Genomic DNA, 20,177 nt, shown 5'->3' with positions numbered 1-20,177 from the left:
TTTTTTTCATTTACAGTTGTTCAAGTTTTTTCTCAAGCTCTTTAATTCTGGCATTCAGCTCTTCTGTCATGGCCGCAAGCCTCTCCTTCGGCGCAAGATCGGAAAAGTCCTCCAAAAAAATCGGCTCGCCGATGATAAGCCGCATTTTTCCCTTTTTAAACAGCGCTTTTCCCGTAGACGGCCCTTTATATGCGGCCGGAACGAGCGGCGCTTTTCCCATTTGGGCGATGGTCACGGCCCCTCTTTTCAGCGGGACGTCTTCTGATGTTCTCGTACCGCTCGGAAAAATCCCGACAATCTTTCCTTCCTTCAGAAGCTTAATCGGCGTTTTAATGCTGCTCGGGCCCGGATTTTCACGGTCAACCGGGAACGCGTGAATCTTCTTCAAAAAACGTCCGATCCACTTTTTCTGAAACAGCTCTTTTTTCGCCATATAATGAATCTGATGGGGCAATATCCCGACACCGAGCGTGAGGACGTCCACCCAGCCCGCATGCGTGCACGCGATAACGAATCCTTTATCAGACGGAAGATTCTCTTTATTGTACACTTTCACTCCTCCGCGCAGGGATAGAATGCATTTGATGGCATTTGCACAAAACTTATACATAACGCACTTCCTTTGTTGTAATGATCAAAAGTGTTCTCTCTCTCTATTATAACAATATTTTTTATTACCTGGTACTAATAATTATATTTTTCCTCCGCCGATCTCTATCTTTTATGACGGATTTTGGGTACTATAGAGAAATGGTGTTTGATGAGGTGAAAATGAATTTAAGCCGTTTGCATGGAACGTGCAACTTTAAACCTTTCTTATGCGTGTATAACATAGAGGGGAGAAAAGGCAGTGACGATCGATGAAATTTACCAAATGTATATGAATGATGTTTACCGGTTCCTGCTCTCCATGACAAAAGACAAGCATCTCGCTGAAGATTTGCTGCAGGAAACCTTTATGAGGGCATACATACACATTCACTCCTACGACCACAGCAAAGTAAAGCCATGGCTTTTTCAAGTGGCGAGAAATGCGTTTATAGATTATGTCAGAAAACATAAAAAGGAAGTGACCATTTCCGATGACTTAATTGGGAGCCTTTTCCAGACGGCTGTTCAAAGCCCGGCTCATCAGATTGAAATCAAGGAAGTGCTGACAGGGTATATGTCCGAACTTCCCGACAATTATCGGGAGGCCTTAACACTGTATTATTTAAAAGAACTGAATTACAAAGAAGCATCCCATATTATGAATATTTCAGAGGCTAATTTTAAAAGTGTTTTATTTCGTGCCAGACAGCGGCTGAAAGCACTTTATAATAGAGGTGTTAATGATGAATGAAGAATTTAAAAAGCGTTTTTACCAATACAAAAATGGAGAAATGAGCGACCGGGAAATGGCCGCCTTTGAAGAAGAGCTGGAAAAGCTGGAAGTCTATCAGGAGTTGATTGAAAGCGAAATGCAGGACGACCGGGAATGGGACGTCGGCATCAGCCCGGAAAAACAGAAGGCCATTTTATCATACGGAAAACGCAAATCGTATTTGCGGATTTCAGTTCTCGCCGTCATCTCCACTTTGATGATTTTGCCGCTTTGCACATTAGGAAGCTACCTCTATTACGGTCTGGGGGGAAAAGAAAGCACCGGCAATCAATTAATGGAGACCGCGGCAGTGACGGTGGCGACCACAATGCCAAACGTCCTCGTCGATACCTCCGGACTGAAAAGCCAGGTGAAGCTGTTTGGAATGAATACGGAATTTCCGCTGCAAAAGCAGATCGGCACAAAAACGAAATCCGTCGGCGGAGAACGGATTGAAATGTTTTTAGATACGGTCAAATCGCCTGCCGTTAACTACTATGATCTAGACGCGGCACAGGCAAAGCATTATTTCGCCCATCCTTCCGGCTTAAAGGAACGCACGATTGACAAAGCCGGACAGACATTAAAAAAATTGCCTGAAGGAAGCGTGGCGGAGGTCTATCTTTCTTATGACAGGGCCTACCCTTCTTCTCAAGTATATTCGACTTTTAAAAAATACGATGTGAAGTTTTTATGGAACGCGGTCGAAACGGAGAAAAATCTGAAAGACAGTCCTTATGCCGAGCCGTTAGGATTTCCCGGGAAAGATTCCAAGATGGTGTCCTCTTTCGAAACGCAAGGACAGACAGACCGTGAACAATTTATCAATGCCCTTGAATTTATGTCCCGCCATAAAAAATGGGCGCATGCAATATCGAAACGCAAAGACATGAATCTGGGCAGCCGAATCGACTATGTTGAACATCACGGAATGAACGTATACGGCTCTGTCGTGACGGGGCCGACAAAAGAAATCGAACGTCTGCTGAAAAACAAAACAGTAAAAGCAGCAAACATCGGTGAGGTGGAATTATGGAATTGGTAAGAATTTTTAAAGAGCATAATGTTTTCGGCTGGATATCAGTCGGTACCGCGATTTTGTCGCTGCTGCTTTTGAACGTGGCAATCATCAGCAATGTGACTTTCTATTCTTATCAGATGCTGCCGTTTGCGATGGCCGCCGTGCCGTTCGGCATCATTGAGCTGTTTATTAAAAAAGGACGGACGGGCCCGGGACTGCTCGGTGTCATTCTCAATCTGTTCGTCATTGTCTGTGTATATACGATCGTTGCGGTTGATACGAATCTGCAATTCGGTTTTTAAACATAAAAACAGGCCCTTTTACGGGGGCCTGTTTTTTTAAAATGAAAGAACGCCGATTAAATGCAGCAATACGACGATGATAGCCAGCGGCACGAGATATTTCAGAAGGAAATACCACACCTGAAAGAAACGATAGCCGATGGCGGAACCGCTTTTCATCTCGGCAAACAGCTCCTGCTTCGGTATTTTCAGCGGGACGAAGATTGATATTAATAAAGCGCCGAGCGGAATCAGCACATTGCTGACGGTGAAATCCGCAAGATCAAAAAACGTTTTTCCGAACAAATGAACATCACCGAGAACACCGTATGATAAACAGGACGGAATTCCGACTAAGAAAATGAGCAGACCGCTTGTCCACGACAGCTTCTTTCTTTTCGTTTCATCACCTTTCCCCACAGTCGCCACGATAATTTCCACCATCGAAAAGGCCGAAGTCAGCGCGGCGAAGAAAAAGACCGCCAAAAAGCTGATAAAAAACAGCGAGCCGAACGGCAGCCGGTCAAAAACAGCCGGCAGCACGGTAAACAGCAGTGTAGGCCCTTCATCCGGTTTAAAGCCGAACGAAAAAACCGCCGGGAAAATGGCCAGTCCCGCAAACAGCGTAACGAGCACATTCATCATAACAATGGAACCCGCCGAACCCGGAAGATTTTGGGTTTTCGGCAGATACGAACTGTATGTCACCATGACCGAAACACCGAGCGTTAATGTAAAAAACGCCTGTCCTAAAGCATATAGGATGGATTCCGGCGTCAAATCTTCAAAGTGCGGAACCAATAAAAATCTAATCCCCTCAACGGCATGATCGAGCGTGACTGATCGCAGCACAAGCAATAGAAACAGCACGAATAAAATCGGCATCAGCACCGCACTGACACGTTCAATCCCTTTCTGCACGCCTTTTGCGACGACCGCCACCGTCATGATCATAAATACAAGCTGCGCAATGAGAGTCTGGATCGGATTTTCAATGACCGTCCCGAACACCGTGCCGTACTGCTCCTGAGTGAGCCCGGATAAAGAACCGGTAACGGCTTTTAACACATAAAGCAAAATCCACCCGCCGACAACACTGTAAAAAGACAAAACTAAAAAACAGGCCGCCACACCCACATAACCCGTAAGGTGCCATACCGACTTCGGCGCGGCTTGTTTGTAGGCATCAATCGCATTTGTCTGGCTCCGTCTTCCGAAAATAAATTCACCGAGCAAAAGCGGATAGCCTAAAAGCACGGTAAAGAGGACGAATACAAGAAAAAAAGCGCCTCCCCCGTTCGTACCCGCTACGTAAGGGAACTTCCAAATGGCTCCCAGGCCGATCGCCGAACCGGCAGCGGCCATAATAAATCCTATTTTTGAGGCCCATTGAACCCTTTTTTGGTCAGACACGACTTTCCACTTCCCTTCCGCCCTATATTATCCCTTATTCACTGCGATAACTTAAGCCCATTTCAATATGTTTCATTATTCCGAAAAATAAAAAGGAGCGGCGGGTGCCGCTCCTTACAAATTCCCGTTTAATTTCGAATGCTTTCTCGAATATAAGAAATAAATCACCAGACCGATGATCAGCCAGATAAAGAAACGGAATATGGTGGTTGCGCCGAGGTTAATAATCAAAAACACGCAGAACAGAATGGACAATATCGGAATAAAGGGAACCCCCGGACATTTAAAAGCCCTTGGCAGATCAGGCTGTTTCTTTCTCAATACGATAACCGCCACGGAAATCAGGACAAATGCGGCAAGCGTGCCGATGTTCACCAGCTTCGCCAGTTCATCAAGCGGGACGAGCGAGCCGAGTAATGCCGACAGGATGCCGAACACCCACGTCACCACGTGCGGCGTTTTATGCTTCGGATGGACTTTTGAAAGCGCCCCCGGCACCAAACCGTCACGGGACATGGCAAACATCACCCTCGTCTGGCCGTACAGCATGACGAGCATCACCGTTGTCATCCCCAACACTGCGCCGATATCAATAATCCCGGCCACCCAATTCTGTCCGGCCATCTGCAGGACGAGAGACACGGGATGGTCAACGCCTTCAAAGCGGGCAAACGGAACGACGCCCGTCATAATCGCCGATACGGTCACATACAGCACGGTGCAGACGATTAATGAAAAGATAATTCCTTTCGGCAGATCCTTCGCCGGATTTTTCGTTTCTTCAGCGGCGGAAGAGACGGCGTCAAAACCGATAAAAGAGAAGAAAACGAGCGCCGCGGCACTGAAAACACCGCCGAATCCCATCGGTATAAACGGCTGCCAGTTGTGAGGTTTGACATATACGGCCGCAACGGCGATAAACAATAGAACAACCAGAACCTTCAAAATGACCATAATATTATTGACCCGCTTCGATTCTTTAATGCCTAAATAGAGAAGGAATGTAATCGCAAGCACGATAACAAATGCGGGGAGATTAAAGAATGTGACCGTGCCTTTAATGGATCCCGGCGCGGCCGTTAATGCGGTCGGAAGATGAATGCCGAAGCCCGCCAAGAATGATTGAAAATAGCCGGACCAGCCGACCGAAACCGCGCTGACGGCGAGCATATATTCCAAGATTAAATCCCATCCGATGATAAACGCGAGAAGTTCACCCAGTGTCGCATAAGTAAACGTGTAGACGGAACCCGAAACCGGGACGCTTGAAGCAAATTCGGCATATGACAAAGCCGCAAATAAACACGCAAGAGCGGCGATGACAAATGAAACGGTCAGCCCCGGCCCCGCCGTGACAGCGCCTGTTCCGGTTAATACAAAAATCCCCGTTCCGATGATGGCCCCTATCCCCAGAAGGGTCAAATCAAAGGCCCCTAACTCTCTTTTCAGCGACTTTTCCCCGCTCGTTGCAGCAAGCAGGTCCTGAATGCTTTTCTTTCTGAATACGCTCCCTTTCATCTGCTTCACTCCTTGTAAACCAATATATGTTAGAATATTCAGATAACAATAGTAATAATGACTAAATTCTTATTTTTCGCACGAAATGTTTCAGCACATCATCCCTTTCTCCTACATCATATTATAGCGAAAAATATAAAAATGAAAATAACTTTTTTGAAAATTCTATATATTATTTTTAGTTTTCATAAAGCAAAACTCAGCGGATTCTTTACTGCAAAATATTAACATTAGTGATTCTGCTGGCGACTTCCATTTTTTAAAAATCGTATTCATATGTACGTTCAAATAAAAATCCCGCACTTTTTAAAAGCGCGGGATAAAACTTGCGTATTATGTTGAAATAAATCTGCCGCCATTTACGTGAATGGTCTGCCCCGTCATATAGGAAGATTCGTCTGAAGCCAGAAGCACGTAAGCTCCGGCGTGTTCCGCAGGCTGTCCCGGTCTTCCCATCGGAGTGTCCAGACCGTGCTTTTCTACCTTTTCTTCAGTAAACGTCGCCGGAATCAGAGCGGTCCAGATCGGTCCAGGGGCCACCGCATTTACTCTGATCCCCTGATCGGCCAATGACATCGCCATTGAACGCGTAAAGGAAACGATGCCGCCTTTCGTGCACGAATAGTCGATCAATGAAGTGTCTCCCTGATAAGCGGTAATAGACGTTGTATTAATGATGGCGCTCCCTCTTTTGAGATGAGGCAGCACGGCTTTTGTCATATGAAACATAGAAAACATGTTTGTACGGAATGTCTTCTCCAGCTGTTCAGCTGTAATATCAAGAATCCCGTTTTGCGGATGCTGCTCAGCCGCATTATTAACGAGAATATCTATTTTTCCGTAGTGATCTAAGACTTGCCGGACCGCCTTCTGACAATGCGCCTCATCACCGACGTCTCCCGGAATTAACAGGCATTCGGCCTGGTATTCTTCCGCACGCTTTTTCGTTCTCTCGGCATCGGCATGTTCGTCCAGGTACAGGATGGCAAGATCCGCCCCTTCCTTCGCGTAAGCGATCGCAGCCGCTGCGCCGATGCCGCTGTCTCCGCCCGTGATGACTGCGACTTTTCCTTTTAATCTGCCCGACCCTTTTACATCCGGGTCCTCCAAGAGCGGTTTCGGCTCCATGTCTGACTCAATACCGGGCTGGCGTTTTTGCACCTGCGGCTTTTGTCCTTCCGTCTGTCTGTCCATCGGATTCATATTCTCACACTCCTGCAATTGGTATTACTGAGACGATACCACGCAGTGCGGGGAGTTAAACGGACAAATATGCCGGTGATTAAAGCTGCTGAGCCGTTTCGGGAAAAGCGCCGGTGTATTTCGCAGACGGCCTGTAAATCATGTTGTCAGCGGACTGTTCAAGCACGTGTGCGCACCAGCCTGCCATTCTGCTTGCTGAAAAGGTCGGCGTAAATAAATCATTGTCGACATCAATGGCCTGCATCACAGCCGCTGCGTAAAACTCCACATTCGTATACAGCTTCCGTCCGGGCTTATATTGCTCTAACAAACGGATGGCTTCCTTCTCCACATAAAGCGCCAAGTCAAGCGACGGATCATTTCCCGCCACTTCTTCAGCCTTTATGCGCAGCGCTTCCGCCCGCGGGTCTTTTGTTTTGTACACCCTATGTCCGAAGCCCATTAGGCGTTCTCCCTTCATAAGCTTCGCTGTCAAATATGCTTCTGCATTTTCTTTTTCCCCGATGTCTTCAAGCATTTTCGTGACACCTGAAGGTGCGCCTCCGTGCAACGGCCCTTTCATCGTACCCAGTGCGGCAGTGACGGCAGACACTAAGTCTGATTCAGTCGAAACGGTGACTCTCGCTGAAAAAGTCGATGCATTCATCCCATGCTCCATCGCCAGAATCATATACGTCTCAAGCGCTTTCTTTTGGGCTGCGGACGGCTGCCTGCCTGTCAGCATATACAAATAGTTTTCAACGTGTCCGTATCGCGCCTCAGGTGACAACGCTTCCTGCCCTTGTTTACGGCGGTATCTGTACGCAATAATCGTCGGTGTGACGGCAATCAGTTTAATCGCTTCTTCCGGCTTGGGCGGATATGTAAATGAATCTGTGCCCAAACTTGAAACAGCCGTTCTCAGCACCGCCATGTCGTCCATTTCATCCGGAAGCGTTTCCAGTAAGTCGATCAAATGTTTCGGAAGCCCGCGCTCGGCTGCAAGTTCTTCCTGAAACGCAAGCAATTGCCGCTCATCAGGAAGCGTCCCGTTCAAAATGAGATACGCCGCTTCTTCAAAACTGAATTGCAGCGCGATATCCTTCGCGTCATAGCCGCGATATATTAAATGCCCCTTTTCTCCGTCAATATGGCTGATAGCCGTTTCTGCACAAGTAATCCCTTTCAATCCACGATAAATCAATTTCATTCCCCCTTATCCTCTTTCTGTTATTATAGTAAATATAATATTTAAAAAATAATGAATATTTTTAAGGGAATTAATTAAAACTTTTAATCAGAGGAGTGCATCTATGGATTTTAAATGGCTTCACACCTTCGTCACCGCGGCAAAATATGAGAATTTCAGAAAAACGGCGGAAACGCTTTTTTTATCTCAGCCGACCGTCACCGTTCATATAAAATTATTAGAGAAAGAAATCAGCTGCAAGCTGTTTCAGCGAAGCGGCCGGAAAATACAATTGACCGAAGAAGGAAAAGCATACGTGCCGTTTGCCATGAGGCTTTTGGAAGACTATGAAAACAGCATGGCGGAACTGCACAGGGTGCGCCAGGGCTACTCGCACACGCTGACACTCGCTGTTTCGCCGCTTATCGCCGACACCGTTCTCCCGTCTGTCATGAAGCGTTATACAGAGGACAATAAAGAAACCGAAATGACGGTCACCATTTTCGAATCGGAAGAAATCGCCTCTCAAATCAGAAACGGCTCAGCCGATATCGGACTGAGCTGCTTAAAGGTGCAATCATCTTCCCTCACTTGCCGCCCCCTGTACAATGACCCCGTTGTCCTCGTCGCGCCGCCCGGCCGAAAACCCGGGACAGGGAAGGCGGATGAAGTGAAAGACCTGTTCGGACAATATCTGCTTTTGACCCATAACCATCCTGACTATTGGGATGATTTGCTCCGCCAGGTCAGAATACAGTTCCCTTTCGTCAGGACAATGAAGGTGACACAGACGCATATTACGAAACGATTTATTAAAGAGGGGCTGGGTGTCTCATTTCTGCCGCTGTCAGCAGTACGGGCCGAACTCGCCGCAGGCAGCATGATTGAAATTCCGTGCGAATTCGCCCAGATGCCGAGCGCGGGCGCGTACGCCATCGCCCTCTATGAAAATGAAAAAAAGAAAACCTTTTTAGATTTTTTATCACATTTTCATTTTTAGGTGAAACAAATGGAGCTCTGTCCCGTCTAAATAAAAAACCCGTTCTGATGAACGGGTTTCTATCGCTGCTAGAATCTTTTCGCGCCAAGATAGCGAGGTTTCCAGTAGCTGTTATTCAGATCACTTGTTGTGACGCCGTCAGAACCGGCATGGATGAACTTGTTGTTTCCGATGTACACACCCATGTGTGAAGGGCCGGCCTGATATGTTGTAAAGAAGACGAAGTCTCCTCTTGACGGGCTGGACACGCTCTTCATTGAGCTCCAGTATCCCGCAGTGCTCGTTCTGCCGACACTCGTCTGTTTGTTTAACAGGTACCAGATAAATCCGCTGCAGTCAAAGCCGGAAGTCGTTGTTCCGCCCCATACATACGGCGTGCCGATTAAAGATTGCGCATCAGAAATCAGCTTGTTTACATTCAGGCTCGTCTGTGCAGCATTATGGCTGGATGAAGGCTGCTTTGATGACGAAGATCCTGAAGACGTTGAACCGGAAGTTGATCCCTTTACTTTAAGAACTTGTCCGATGCGGATCAGGTCCGTTTTTAAACCGTTTAAACTTTTTAATTGGTTTACCGTCATTTTATATTTATTCGCAATTTTCCAAAGGCTGTCGCCTTTTACGACTTTATATGTAGACGATGATGACTTGCTGCTTGAGCTTGAACCTGAGGATGATTTACCGTTAATCGAAAGCGTCTGACCGATGTAAATGATATCCGATTTTAATTTGTTCTCAGATTTAATGGAATTAATTGACATTCCATACCGATTTGAAAGTCCCCATAATGTATCGCCTTTTTTTACCTTAATCGTTTGCGCAGATGCCGCGCCCGCAAACAAAGTCGTCCCCAAAACCACTGCCGTTGTTGCTGTAACAAGTTGCTTTTTCATATTTTCCTCCCTGAATGATTCTATCTATTTTATGTGTCTCTTTTTTAAAGTTTTTATCTGTTTCCTATTATAAGGTTCAATTTCCACTAGAAATAGACTTGACTTCCCGTGACAAATTTCTTACTAATTCGTTTCAGAAAAAAGTTTTTAAGGGTATTAAATATTTCAATTTGATTTCAAACGTGACGAAAAACGAGTCAATTTGTCATGTTTTTTTCCTGTGATCCTCGTATTTTGGAAAAACAAAGCAGTTTATTTTCCAAATAACCCCTTGTTAAAAAAATCCTCGTCTTTTTCAAAAATGTGAATGGTTTTCACTCTTTCTTGAAAACATAACTTTACACCGGAATTTACATTTCTAACAATGTTTCACCTGAAATTTACAGGAGGAACAGGCGCTCTTTACAAACACCCCCTACCATTAGACATGCAGACACGATTAAAGGAGGACGAGTGAGAATGAGTCTATTTAAACAGGTTCGATCAAAACTTCTGCCGGCGGCAGCCGTATCCGTGCTGACAGCCGGTCTGATTGCGGGCGCGGGGCTTCAGCACTCTGAACAGGCTGCGGCAAAAAAACAGCCTGACAAAAACGAAATCAGAAACGTCATCTTCATGGTCGGCGACGGAATGGGCGCTCCCTATATGAACGCCTACCGTTCGGTCATTAACAAAGGAAAGCCTTCGGATGGTATGAAACTGACGGCATTCGATCCCAATCTCACCGGTATGATGATGACTTATCCTGACGATCCTGATTCCAATATTACCGATTCCGCGGCGGCTGGCACGGCAATGGCCACGGGCGTGAAAACGTATAACGCGGCGATCGGAGTCGATAAAAAAGGAAAGCGGGTAAAATCCGTCCTCGAAGAAGCGAAACAAAGAGGGAAATCCACCGGACTTGTCGCAACTTCGGAGATTGCCCACGCCACCCCTGCGGCATTCGGAGCCCATAACAAATCCCGAAAGAACATGGATGACATCGCAAGCAGCTACTTTGATGACCGCATCAACGGAAAACAGAAAGCCGATGTGCTCCTCGGAGGCGGCAAGTCAAACTTTATCCGTAAAGACCGCAATGTTACAAAGGATTTCAAAAAAGCGGGATACAGCTACGTGACATCAAAACAGGAGCTCAAAAAGGATCGTAATAAGAAAATTCTCGGCCTGTTTGCCGATGGCGGACTCGACAAAGCAATCGACCGATCAAACGCCGTCCCTTCATTAGAAGACATGACAACGGCGGCGATCGACAGGCTGAACAAGAATAAAAAAGGGTTTTTCTTAATGGTCGAAGGCAGCCAAATTGACTGGGCGGGACATGACAATGACATAGTCGGCGCAATGAGCGAAATGAAGGATTTTGAAAAAGCGTATAAAGCAGCGATTGCATTTGCCAAAAAGGACAAACATACGCTTGTCGTTGCCACGGCTGACCATACCACCGGGGGATTGACGATCGGTGCGAATGACGATAAAAACTGGCATGTTGAACCGATTCTTGCCGCCAAAAAAACCCCGGCATTTATGGCTGACCAAATCAAAGCGGGCAAATCCGTATCTTCCGTGCTTGCGCGTTATACAGACCTGAAATGGTCAAAAGCGGAAATCAAACAGATCGAAACGGCCGCAAAACAGGATGCTGACAAGGGGGCATACAAAGCGATTATTAAGCTCTTTAATGCGAAAACCAACAGCGGCTGGACAACCGGCGATCATACGGGCGAAGAAGTTCCCGTTTACGCATACGGTCCGGGAAGAGAGTCATTTACGGGGCTTTTAAACAACACGGATCAGGCCAAAAAGATCTTTCACATCCTGAAACACGGAAAATAAAAAAGGATGCGGGGGTTTCCCCGCATCCTTTCTTCTTTTACAGATATCTCCGGTGCACTCCTTTGCCGTCATACGAAAACATCACTTCTCTGTCTTCAAGAACAGATTCGATGTGCACGCTCCTGCCCCACAGCTGGTACAGATACGGCAGCACTTTCTCCAGATATTTCAGATCAAGCTCAATTCCCTCATACCAATGTTTAATATAAAGCTCATTATTCTTCAGGTAATCCCCGTCATTGACGGTCAGATAAGGAAATCCCCCGTTGACCCGCATGTTCACGAGCTGGTCGCGCACGGCCTTCCATTCTTTGTCGATCACTTTATAGTCCCTGCCCTGCTTTTGGAATAAATACAAATCCTCACGCATCACGAGATCTTTCGTCAAATAATTGCGGATAAATGATATATCCGATTCAATTTCCCTGACCTCAAACATTTTCTCGCGTCCGGAACCGGGCTTTACTCCTGTTTTTTTCATTTCATCTGTCGGGTTGTCATAACGCTCTTCGATGTCTTCAAAAATTTTCAGCCCTAAATAATACGGGTTGATTCCCGTTTTTGACGGCTGAACGACGCCTGCGTTCAGTTTCGCAAATTCAATGGCTTCATCTGAAGTCAGGTCAAGCTCGCGGATAATCCGCTGATGCCAATAGGATGCCCAGCCTTCGTTCATGATTTTCGTTTCCAGCTGCGGCCAAAAATACAGCATTTCTTCTCTCATCATGGTTAAAATGTCACGCTGCCACGGCTCAAGCTCCCGCGAATGTTCCTCGATAAACAGCAGAATATCTTTTTCCGGCCGGGGCGGAAACGGTTTTTTCCCTTTTTTCTTTTTCACCTGCTTCGGCTTATCCATTCCCCATAAATCATCGTAAGGCGATGGCGCGGTTTCTTCTTCGTCCTCCTCTTCGTCATCGACGCTCCACAGCAGCTTCGGCCTGACGAGCGACGGATCGATATGCTCCTGAACCGCCAGAATGGCATCTAAAAAGGACTCCACCTCTTTTATCCCGTGCATTCTTTCATAATGCTTAATCCGCTCCGCCGCAGCCGCCATACTCTCAACCATGTCCCGGTTCGTATTTTGAAAGCGGCAGTTATGTTTGAAAAAATCACAATGGGCAAGAACATGGGCTACAATTAATTTATTTTGGATCAGCGAATTGCTGTCCAGCAAAAAAGCGTAGCAAGGGTTGGAATTAATGACAAGTTCATAAATTTTGCTCAAACCGAGATCATAATGGAGTTTCATCTTGTGAAATTGTTTGCCGAAACTCCAATGGCTGAATCTCGTCGGCATGCCGTACGCGCCGAATGTATAAATAATCTCAGCCGGACAAATTTCATATCTCATCGGGTAGAAATCAAGGCCGAAACCCTTCGCAATGTCGGTTATTTCCTCAATTGCCCGCTGTAAACCTTTTGTCTCCTCCGCGTTCAACCGAATCCCCCCTACTTGGACTTATTTATAATGTATGACCCCTCCTCTCAAAAGATGAAATAACAGACCGGTTTCCGGCTGAAAACTTTCGGCACATCCGCCCCGTTTGCTTTATATGTAAGTGGGTAAAACACACACCATACCCCAAAAAGAAAAGGAGCGATTCTACTTGAATACAGCAGACATGCTTACGACGTATCTCAGCAAACTCCCTAATCTGATCATTGCACTGCTCGTCCTGCTTATCGGCTGGGGCATTGCCAAAATCATTGAAAAAGCCGTATACAAAGGCCTGCAAAAAACAAAAATCGACGACAGGCTGTTCGCCGAAAAAAAGCCGGCGCGCTATTCCTCAGAAAAAGTCATCAGTAAAGTCATTTATTTTATCGCATTAATCATCGTTTTTATTCTATTCTTTAACATTCTGCATCTGACAACCGTGGCTTCGCCTTTTGTCAGCATGCTGTCAGCGATAACGGCGGCTGTGCCGAGCATTTTAAAAGCCGGCTTGATTCTGCTGTTGGGCTGGGCGGCCGCTTCGCTTTTCAGCTATCTCGTCAAAAAAGCTGGCATGAAACTCGCTGAAAACGGCCGGTTCAGAAAATGGACAATGGTTTCTGAAGAAGCGGAGATGAGCAGATCCGTTACGGCCGCTTCACGAATCGTTTTTTACTTCGTCTTGCTCTTGTTCCTGCCCGGCGTCTTGGCCGCTCTCCAAATCAGCGGAGTATCAGGGCCGTTTACAAATATGATCCAAAGCGTTTTGTCCTTTATACCGAAAGTATTTGCCGCGGCGCTGATTGTTCTAATCGGCTGGCTTGTTGCCCGTCTCGTCCGTGATATCGTCACAAACTTTCTGGCGAGTATCGGCACGGAAAGGCTCGCCGCACGTATGGGGCTTTCTATTTATCTGAAGGATACAAGCCTGTCGGCAATCATCGGAATGATTGTCTACGTGCTGATTTTCATTCCGGTGATCATTTCTGCGCTTGACCGGCTTGATGTGGCGGGTATTTCTGAACCGGCGTCAGCCATGCTGCACACGGTCTTCACAATGCTCCCTAATATCATCATCGGTATCGTGCTGATCATCGCCGGCATCTGGATCGGAAAATGGGTCAACAGCATTGTATCCGGGCTCTTGCACCGGGCCGGTTTCGACTCTCTTCTCGGTAAAATGGGCTTTGAACAGGCGGGTACCCCGAAGCTGACGCTTTCTCAGACGGTCGGCATGATTGTTCAAATCATCATCGTCCTGCTCTTTACGGCAGAGGCGCTGCAGCTTGTCCATCTTGAATTTCTCGTTGTTATCGCAACAGGTATTATCGCTTACCTGCCTAATGTTCTGGCCGCTGTATTTATTCTCGGAATCGGGCTTTTGGCCGGACAGCTCGTCAGCAGGCTGCTTGCCGGCATGCTGAGCGGAAAGGAATTCAGATTCCTGGCGCCGCTTGCGAAATATACCATTATCACTCTCTCAATCTTTATGGCGCTGGATCAGCTCGGTGTCGCCGACACGATCGTAAATGCCGCGTTTATTCTGATTCTGGGCGGTTTCGCGCTTGCCTTCGGACTTTCATTCGGTCTTGGCGGAAAAGAATTTGCCTCCCGTTATCTCGCAAAATTGGATCGCAAAATTGAAAAACATCAATCGGCTGACGATCGTAAGCCGCCGATGTCTTAACAAAAAAACGTGTGCTCAGAAGGAGCGCACGTTTTTTTTGAGTTAAAGGGGCAAATTCCTTTTTTTTCATTTTAGATTCATATATGATAGACTGTAACAGAAGCAAAATCTCTTTTTCCGAGGTCATTCTATGAAATTAACGAACTATACCGATTATTCTTTACGCGTTTTGATTTTTTTGGCTTCCAGACATTCCGACGAACTTTCCAACATAAAAGAAATCGCAGATACTTATTCCATCTCTAAAAACCACCTCATGAAAGTCATTTACCGCCTCGGCCAGCTCGGGTATGTCGAAACGATCCGGGGCCGGGGAGGCGGAATCCGATTAGGAATGACACCGGAAGACATAAACATTGGAGAAGTCGTTAGAAATACAGAAGACGACTTTAACATCGTAGAATGCTTTGACTCCAAAAAAAATCTCTGTATCATATCTCCCGCCTGCAACTTAAAGAACCTTCTGAATGAAGCCCTGCAAGCTTACCTGGCTGTTTTAGACAAATATACGTTAAGGGATCTGGTCAAAAACAAAGAGGAGATTATGAGACTGCTCAGAAGCTGAAGGAATGTCCGCATTCCTTCTTTTTTTTATGCCGGCGTAAGAAAAAAGGACTATTTCTATTAATATGATAAACGATTGCAGACAAGTGCCGATATAAAGATTATCATTACTGATATCCTCACCTTGCGGCTGCAACGAATGGGGATAGTAAAATCATCGCAGGAAAAGGGAGATTCATTATGAAAAAAAAGGTAGCGGTCGGTTTGACTGCATCTGCGATCGTCGGGTCTGCGTTAGCTGTAACACCGGCAGAAGCACAAACGATTAAGGTTAAAAGCGGAGATTCATTATGGAAGCTTGCCCAAAACTACAATACAAGCGTGGATGCCATTACATCAGCGAATCATCTAAAATCCACCGTTATTTCTATCGGGCAGACGCTCAACATTCCTAACGGCAAATCAGATTCCGGCAGCTCAAAGCCATCTTCAAAGAACAGCGGCACGACTAAAAGCGTTTATACAGTGAAAAGCGGCGACTCGCTGTGGCTGATCGCATCTGATTTTAAAATGTCCGTACAGGAACTAAAAAAATTGAACGGTCTGACAAGCGACTTAATCCGCGCCGGACAGAAGCTGCAAGTGACGGGGAAAGTTTCCTCAAGCACCGATCAGAAAAAAACCACACCGGGCAGCAGCTCAAACAGCAGCAAAAAGCAGTCATCATCTTCCGGGACGTATAAAGTCAAACTCGGCGATTCACTATGGAAGATCGCAAACAGCGTCAATATGACCATTGCGGAACTCAAAGTATTAAACAACTTAAAAACGGATACGATCTACGTAAACCAAGTCCTGAAAACAAAAGGAACGTCTTCTTCGGGAAACACGCCGTCAAAAGACAATTCAAACCAAAATAAAAAACAGACACAAACGTCCTCTTATACAGTAAAAAGCGGAGACTCACTCTGGAAAATCGCAAACGCATACAATATGACGGTTCAGCAAATCAGAAGCATCAACAAACTGACGTCAGACATGCTTCGGGTCGGACAAGTGCTTAAGCTGACCAAAACGTCATCTTCCGGCTCTTCGTCTTCACCGTCAACTCCGAACCAGTCCGGAGATACAGGGAAAACCACTACATATACCGTGAAAAGCGGGGATTCTTTATGGGTGATTGCCCAAAAGTTCAATGTGACCGCCCAGCAGATCCGCGAGAAAAACAATCTGAAAACAGATGTTCTTCAAATCGGACAAAAGCTGACGATTACCGGGCAGCAGACAAACACAACACCGAATCAGTCCGGCAACACAGGCGGCACAGGTTCAACAAGCGCGAAGATTAATGTAATGATCGATGCCGCAAAAGCTCAGCTGGGCGTACCGTATGTATGGGGCGGGACGACGCCGAGAGGCTTTGACTGCAGCGGTTTCATTTATTACGTTCTCAATAAGGTCACTTCTGTATCCAGACTTTCAGCCGCAGGCTACTGGAATACGATGACATCAGTCAGCCAGCCGGCGGTCGGTGACTTTGTCTTTTTCTCAACTTATAAAGCCGGACCTTCCCACGTCGGTATTTATCTCGGGAACGGCCAGTTTATTAATGCCAACGATTCGGGTGTCGTTATTTCCAGCATGAACAATTCCTATTGGAAACAGCGCTACCTCGGCGCAAAACGTTTCTTCTGATATCTGACAAGCTGTACGGCCTCAATTAGGCTGTGCAGCTTTTTTTACAGTCTGAAAATATTAATGCTGATCACATGTTTTGTCACGGGATGGAAATACACTTCAGCACGGGATGAAAACGTTTCTTTTGTTGTTTGCACCGTTACGCGAAACACATCTTTCGTCTGTTCCCGGTTCACTTTTGTACGGCCCATGTACGAATAATCGGTAAGCTCGGCCCCCTTGTATTCACGTTCAAGCTGGTTCCATGCGAGCTGCTCCCATTTTTCAACTGATGGATCAAGGTGTTCTGTATGCCCTTTTTCAGCGATCGAGGCAATGAGAATGCCGCAAAACAAGAGGGCAAGCGCAAATGGAAGGGATTTCATCTTTATGTTCTCCTGAGTCGTTTTTTGTCAATCTTAGCGTGTCCAAAGAAGAGACGGATATGCGGTTTTATTTTATGTCTCCCTCATATTGCTATGCCGCTGTGATAAGGACACCAACTTTTCCCCCGTTGCATCGGTCTTCGGCGGCATAAACTAACGGAGAACTTCTCATTGAAAGGAGAAGCGTTAGATGGATCATGCCGATTATGACAAAGCCTTGTATTACACACACCGGTCTCAATGGGACAATTTGTTAATATTGATGGTTCGTACAAAAGATGATTTATTATCAAAGCGTATTGAGCACTTTCTGCACGCGTATCATTTCGAATATGATCATGCGGTGCTTGAAAAAGAGCTGTATTCCCTTCTCGGGTATATTGATCATGCGACAGAGCTCGCTTATGAAGATCAATTAGCCATGCTGACATAAAACAATCCCGGCGTCAGACGCCGGGATTTCTTATGTTTGTGAACATATTCAGCTCTTCGATCATCTCTTTCAGGCTGACAGCCATATCCTCAGATACGGTCCGGCGCTCCATGTCGATGTGAATCGGGTCTAAGACCAGCTGTTTCGGGATGACATTTGCATAGACGCCCCGCATGACCGTCCGCATATTCGCCAGCGCGTTCATGCCTCCTTTTCCTCCGCCCGCCGCAGCAATGATTGCCACCGGTTTGTATGCCCAGTGATCGCTGCTTAAAAAATCGATGGCGTTTTTTAAAGCGCCGCTCATGCCGCTGTGATACTCGGGAGATAATAAGACGACGGCCGCCGACTTTTTCACCTGCCGCCTTAACTCTTCCACTGCAGGCAGCTCGTTCTGTTCTTCTTCACCGTTATAAAGCGGCAGTTCACTTTCGCTCAAATCAATAAAATCGGTATGAAACCGATCACTTATATAAGAAGCGGCAATTCTAGTCCGCCCGTTTTTTCTCGGTGTTCCGCTGATCACTAATATGCTCATCATTTTACCGCCTTTCCAAAAACATTATATTTTACCGCATACAATGCCGCCTGCGTCCGATCGGAAAGATTCAGCTTTGACAGCAGGTTGGACACGTGGGTCTTCACTGTTTTTTCTGAAATAAACAGTGCCGCCGCAATTTCCTTATTGCTTTTCCCTTTGGCTATTTCTTGAAGAACATCTTTTTCACGGGGGGTCAGCTGATCATATTTTACCTTATCCTGATCATCCTGAACCATATGGGTCAGCACGTGAGGCACAATATCCGCCGACAGCCGGTAACGTCCGGAATACACTTCCCGAAGCGTTTTTACTAAATCATCGGGCTGGGCGTCTTTCAGCTGATACGCTTTTGCGCCGGCTTTAAGGGCGGGAATGACATGCTCCTGATCAGAATAGCTCGTCAAAACGACGATACTGATGTCCGGAAATCGTTCCGCCGCAATTTTTGCCGCTTCTATGCCGTCCATATCAGGCATTGATAAATCCATCAGAATGATGTCCGGCTCCGTCTTTTCAGCTTGCTGAAGCGCTTCAGCACCGGTGGACGCCTCACCGACAACTTCAATGTCTTCCTGAGTGGCGAAGAAATAGCGCAGTCCTTTGCGGACAACGTGATGATCATCAGCAATCACAATTTTCATCAATCAGACCTCCTGTCCCGAAACGGAAGCCGAACGGAGACAATCGTTCCGGCGCCAAGCTCGGATTGCAGTGTAAAGCGGCCGCCGATTGCTTCAGCCCGCGCTTTCATGCCGGCCACGCCGAGCGATGGGAGCACAGCATGCGCATCAGCGCTGAAGCCCGCTCCACGGTCGCTAATATGAAGCTCAGCGCAATCCGGCTTTTTAACGGCGGAAATGATAACCCGGTCCGTTCCCGCATGCTTTTTACAGTTATTCAAGGCTTCCTGGGCGATCCGCCAAAGCGCGTGTTCCTGTTCATCTGTAAGCTCCAGCTCATCCTCCATTTCACAAACGGCTTCCAGGCCGATAAGAGCGGCATAGCTTTTGATCGACGCATACAGCCCTTTCGTCAAACTTTCCGGCTTCAGCTGCCAAATAAGCGCCCTCATTTCTGTTAGCGCATCATGAGACAGCTCTTGAATAAACGTAATCATCTGCCGGAGCCGATCATCATCTGTAAAGCTCTTTGCGGCTTTTGCCGTTAAGCTGACAGAAAACAGCATTTGATTGACGGAATCATGCAGCTCTTGCGCAAGTCTGCTTCGTTCCATCAACAGGGCGTTCTGCTGCTCAAATTCGGCCAGTTTCATCCGCTGAATCGCCGTTCCGATTTGAAATGCAACCGCTTCAAGCAGATGCAATTCTTCTTCGTTGAAAAATGTCTTTTCACTTGCGGCGACGTTTAATAAACCGAACTTCCGGCCGCCGTCCTCAAGCGGTACGGTCGCATGATGGGTAATGCCCTCCGTATCGCGGCAGTTCGTCGTCTGTTTCGCAAATTCAATCCGTTTACAATTCATTATGTTTACGGCCTTTGTCAATCCGCCATTGCTGAATTTGGTCAGACAATAGCATTCCCCGCTGCACATGAGTGCATTTTCCCGCTGACCGAGAGCCGGCGGTAAATAAGCGGATGCGGCGAGCGTATAAGATCCGTCCGGCTCAATCAGAAAAATCCACCCTGTCTGCAGCCCGGTCAGGCTGAGCAGTTCGCGGAGCACTTTATCAAGCGCATCCTTTAAATCGTGGCTTTGGTTTAAGGTTTCCGCAATCGCTTTTAACGTTTTTAACGTTTCTACCGTCGCTTTCGTCAATTCCCCTCACTCCGGCCAATCAGAATTATCCA

Annotated in this window: 19 protein-coding genes and 1 pseudogene; 9 read left to right on the top strand and 11 right to left on the bottom strand. The window is 46.7% G+C overall.

What is annotated here, in order from left to right; translation table 11 throughout:
- Positions 1–10: 10 nt before the first annotated feature.
- Positions 11–610 carry a 1-acyl-sn-glycerol-3-phosphate acyltransferase gene (locus JNUCC21_RS04865; RefSeq protein ID WP_007409265.1) on the bottom strand — a complete coding sequence of 200 codons (600 nt, stop codon included), beginning with the start codon at positions 608–610 and terminating at the stop codon, positions 11–13.
- 240 nt (positions 611–850) lie between these two features.
- Here JNUCC21_RS04865 and sigM point away from each other — a divergent pair, with 240 nt between their 5' ends.
- Genes sigM through JNUCC21_RS04850 form a run of 3 tightly spaced genes read left to right on the top strand, consistent with a single transcriptional unit; the run spans position 851 to position 2,686 of the window.
- Positions 851–1,342 carry an RNA polymerase sigma factor SigM gene (gene sigM, locus JNUCC21_RS04860; RefSeq protein WP_003155312.1) on the top strand — a complete coding sequence of 164 codons (492 nt, stop codon included), beginning with the start codon at positions 851–853 and terminating at the stop codon, positions 1,340–1,342.
- Positions 1,332–2,408: an anti-sigma factor gene (locus JNUCC21_RS04855; RefSeq protein ID WP_088005355.1), complete on the top strand. Its 1,077-nt coding sequence runs from the start codon at positions 1,332–1,334 to the stop codon at positions 2,406–2,408. Before sigM ends, JNUCC21_RS04855 begins: the two co-directional genes overlap by 11 nt.
- On the top strand, positions 2,396–2,686 hold the full coding sequence (locus JNUCC21_RS04850; RefSeq protein ID WP_003155315.1) for an anti-sigma-M factor: 291 nt from the start codon (positions 2,396–2,398) through the stop codon (positions 2,684–2,686). The genes JNUCC21_RS04855 and JNUCC21_RS04850 overlap by 13 nt, the downstream gene beginning before the upstream one ends.
- A gap of 36 nt (positions 2,687–2,722) precedes the next feature.
- Here the strand turns inward: JNUCC21_RS04850 and JNUCC21_RS04845 are convergent, their stop codons facing one another.
- From JNUCC21_RS04845 to JNUCC21_RS04830, 4 genes are all read right to left on the bottom strand, one after another.
- Positions 2,723–4,078 carry a sodium-dependent transporter gene (locus tag JNUCC21_RS04845; protein WP_012117177.1) on the bottom strand — a complete coding sequence of 452 codons (1,356 nt, stop codon included), beginning with the start codon at positions 4,076–4,078 and terminating at the stop codon, positions 2,723–2,725.
- Positions 4,079–4,192: 114 nt separating this feature from the next.
- Positions 4,193–5,596 (bottom strand): amino acid permease, encoded by a 1,404-nt coding sequence (locus JNUCC21_RS04840; RefSeq protein WP_369878632.1) that lies wholly within the window; start codon positions 5,594–5,596, stop codon positions 4,193–4,195.
- Between the two features lie 333 nt (positions 5,597–5,929).
- Positions 5,930–6,799: an SDR family oxidoreductase gene (locus JNUCC21_RS04835; RefSeq protein WP_007610321.1), complete on the bottom strand. Its 870-nt coding sequence runs from the start codon at positions 6,797–6,799 to the stop codon at positions 5,930–5,932.
- Positions 6,800–6,878: 79 nt separating this feature from the next.
- Positions 6,879–7,982, bottom strand: a complete 1,104-nt coding sequence (locus JNUCC21_RS04830; RefSeq protein ID WP_326243792.1) for a citrate synthase/methylcitrate synthase — start codon at positions 7,980–7,982, stop codon at positions 6,879–6,881.
- A gap of 109 nt (positions 7,983–8,091) precedes the next feature.
- On the opposite strand from JNUCC21_RS04830, the gene JNUCC21_RS04825 reads away from it, so the two are divergent.
- Positions 8,092–8,967 (top strand): LysR family transcriptional regulator, encoded by an 876-nt coding sequence (locus JNUCC21_RS04825; protein ID WP_007409271.1) that lies wholly within the window; start codon positions 8,092–8,094, stop codon positions 8,965–8,967.
- A 68-nt stretch (positions 8,968–9,035) separates the two neighbouring features.
- On the opposite strand, the gene JNUCC21_RS04820 is transcribed toward JNUCC21_RS04825, so the two are convergent.
- Positions 9,036–9,860 (bottom strand): C40 family peptidase, encoded by an 825-nt coding sequence (locus JNUCC21_RS04820; protein WP_025284484.1) that lies wholly within the window; start codon positions 9,858–9,860, stop codon positions 9,036–9,038.
- Positions 9,861–10,319: 459 nt separating this feature from the next.
- Here JNUCC21_RS04820 and JNUCC21_RS04815 point away from each other — a divergent pair, with 459 nt between their 5' ends.
- A complete protein-coding gene (locus JNUCC21_RS04815; protein WP_369878631.1) occupies positions 10,320–11,699 on the top strand; it encodes an alkaline phosphatase in 1,380 nt (459 codons plus the stop codon).
- Between the two features lie 37 nt (positions 11,700–11,736).
- Here the strand turns inward: JNUCC21_RS04815 and JNUCC21_RS04810 are convergent, their stop codons facing one another.
- Positions 11,737–13,143: a SpoVR family protein gene (locus tag JNUCC21_RS04810; RefSeq protein ID WP_017417346.1), complete on the bottom strand. Its 1,407-nt coding sequence runs from the start codon at positions 13,141–13,143 to the stop codon at positions 11,737–11,739.
- A 104-nt stretch (positions 13,144–13,247) separates the two neighbouring features.
- Here JNUCC21_RS04810 and JNUCC21_RS04805 point away from each other — a divergent pair.
- From JNUCC21_RS04805 to JNUCC21_RS04795, 3 genes and pseudogenes are all read left to right on the top strand, one after another.
- A pseudogene (locus JNUCC21_RS04805) lies at positions 13,248–14,827 on the top strand (mechanosensitive ion channel); the annotation flags it as partial.
- Positions 14,828–14,957: 130 nt separating this feature from the next.
- Entirely contained in the window at positions 14,958–15,392 is a 435-nt protein-coding gene (gene nsrR / locus JNUCC21_RS04800) for a nitric oxide-sensing transcriptional repressor NsrR (protein ID WP_007610306.1), read from the top strand.
- Between the two features lie 179 nt (positions 15,393–15,571).
- Positions 15,572–17,026, top strand: coding sequence for a LysM peptidoglycan-binding domain-containing protein (locus JNUCC21_RS04795; RefSeq protein ID WP_369878630.1), 1,455 nt, complete (start codon positions 15,572–15,574; stop codon positions 17,024–17,026).
- 44 nt (positions 17,027–17,070) lie between these two features.
- On the opposite strand, the gene JNUCC21_RS04790 is transcribed toward JNUCC21_RS04795, so the two are convergent.
- A complete protein-coding gene (locus tag JNUCC21_RS04790; RefSeq protein WP_007610300.1) occupies positions 17,071–17,394 on the bottom strand; it encodes a DUF3889 domain-containing protein in 324 nt (107 codons plus the stop codon).
- A 190-nt stretch (positions 17,395–17,584) separates the two neighbouring features.
- On the opposite strand from JNUCC21_RS04790, the gene JNUCC21_RS04785 reads away from it, so the two are divergent.
- Positions 17,585–17,827 carry a YhdB family protein gene (locus JNUCC21_RS04785; protein WP_003155335.1) on the top strand — a complete coding sequence of 81 codons (243 nt, stop codon included), beginning with the start codon at positions 17,585–17,587 and terminating at the stop codon, positions 17,825–17,827.
- A 13-nt stretch (positions 17,828–17,840) separates the two neighbouring features.
- On the opposite strand, the gene JNUCC21_RS04780 is transcribed toward JNUCC21_RS04785, so the two are convergent.
- Genes JNUCC21_RS04780 through JNUCC21_RS04770 form a run of 3 tightly spaced genes read right to left on the bottom strand, consistent with a single transcriptional unit; the run spans position 17,841 to position 20,145 of the window.
- Positions 17,841–18,365, bottom strand: coding sequence for an NADPH-dependent FMN reductase (locus tag JNUCC21_RS04780; protein ID WP_032871071.1), 525 nt, complete (start codon positions 18,363–18,365; stop codon positions 17,841–17,843).
- Positions 18,365–19,009 (bottom strand): response regulator, encoded by a 645-nt coding sequence (locus JNUCC21_RS04775; protein WP_369878628.1) that lies wholly within the window; start codon positions 19,007–19,009, stop codon positions 18,365–18,367. Before JNUCC21_RS04775 ends, JNUCC21_RS04780 begins: the two co-directional genes overlap by 1 nt.
- A complete protein-coding gene (locus JNUCC21_RS04770; RefSeq protein ID WP_082997765.1) occupies positions 19,009–20,145 on the bottom strand; it encodes a GAF domain-containing sensor histidine kinase in 1,137 nt (378 codons plus the stop codon). Before JNUCC21_RS04770 ends, JNUCC21_RS04775 begins: the two co-directional genes overlap by 1 nt.
- Between the last annotated feature and the right edge of the window lie 32 nt (positions 20,146–20,177).

The organism is Bacillus sp. JNUCC-21 (assembly GCF_041222765.1).
Classification (GTDB): domain Bacteria; phylum Bacillota; class Bacilli; order Bacillales; family Bacillaceae; genus Bacillus; species Bacillus velezensis.
This window is presented reverse-complemented; position numbering and strand designations above follow the sequence as displayed.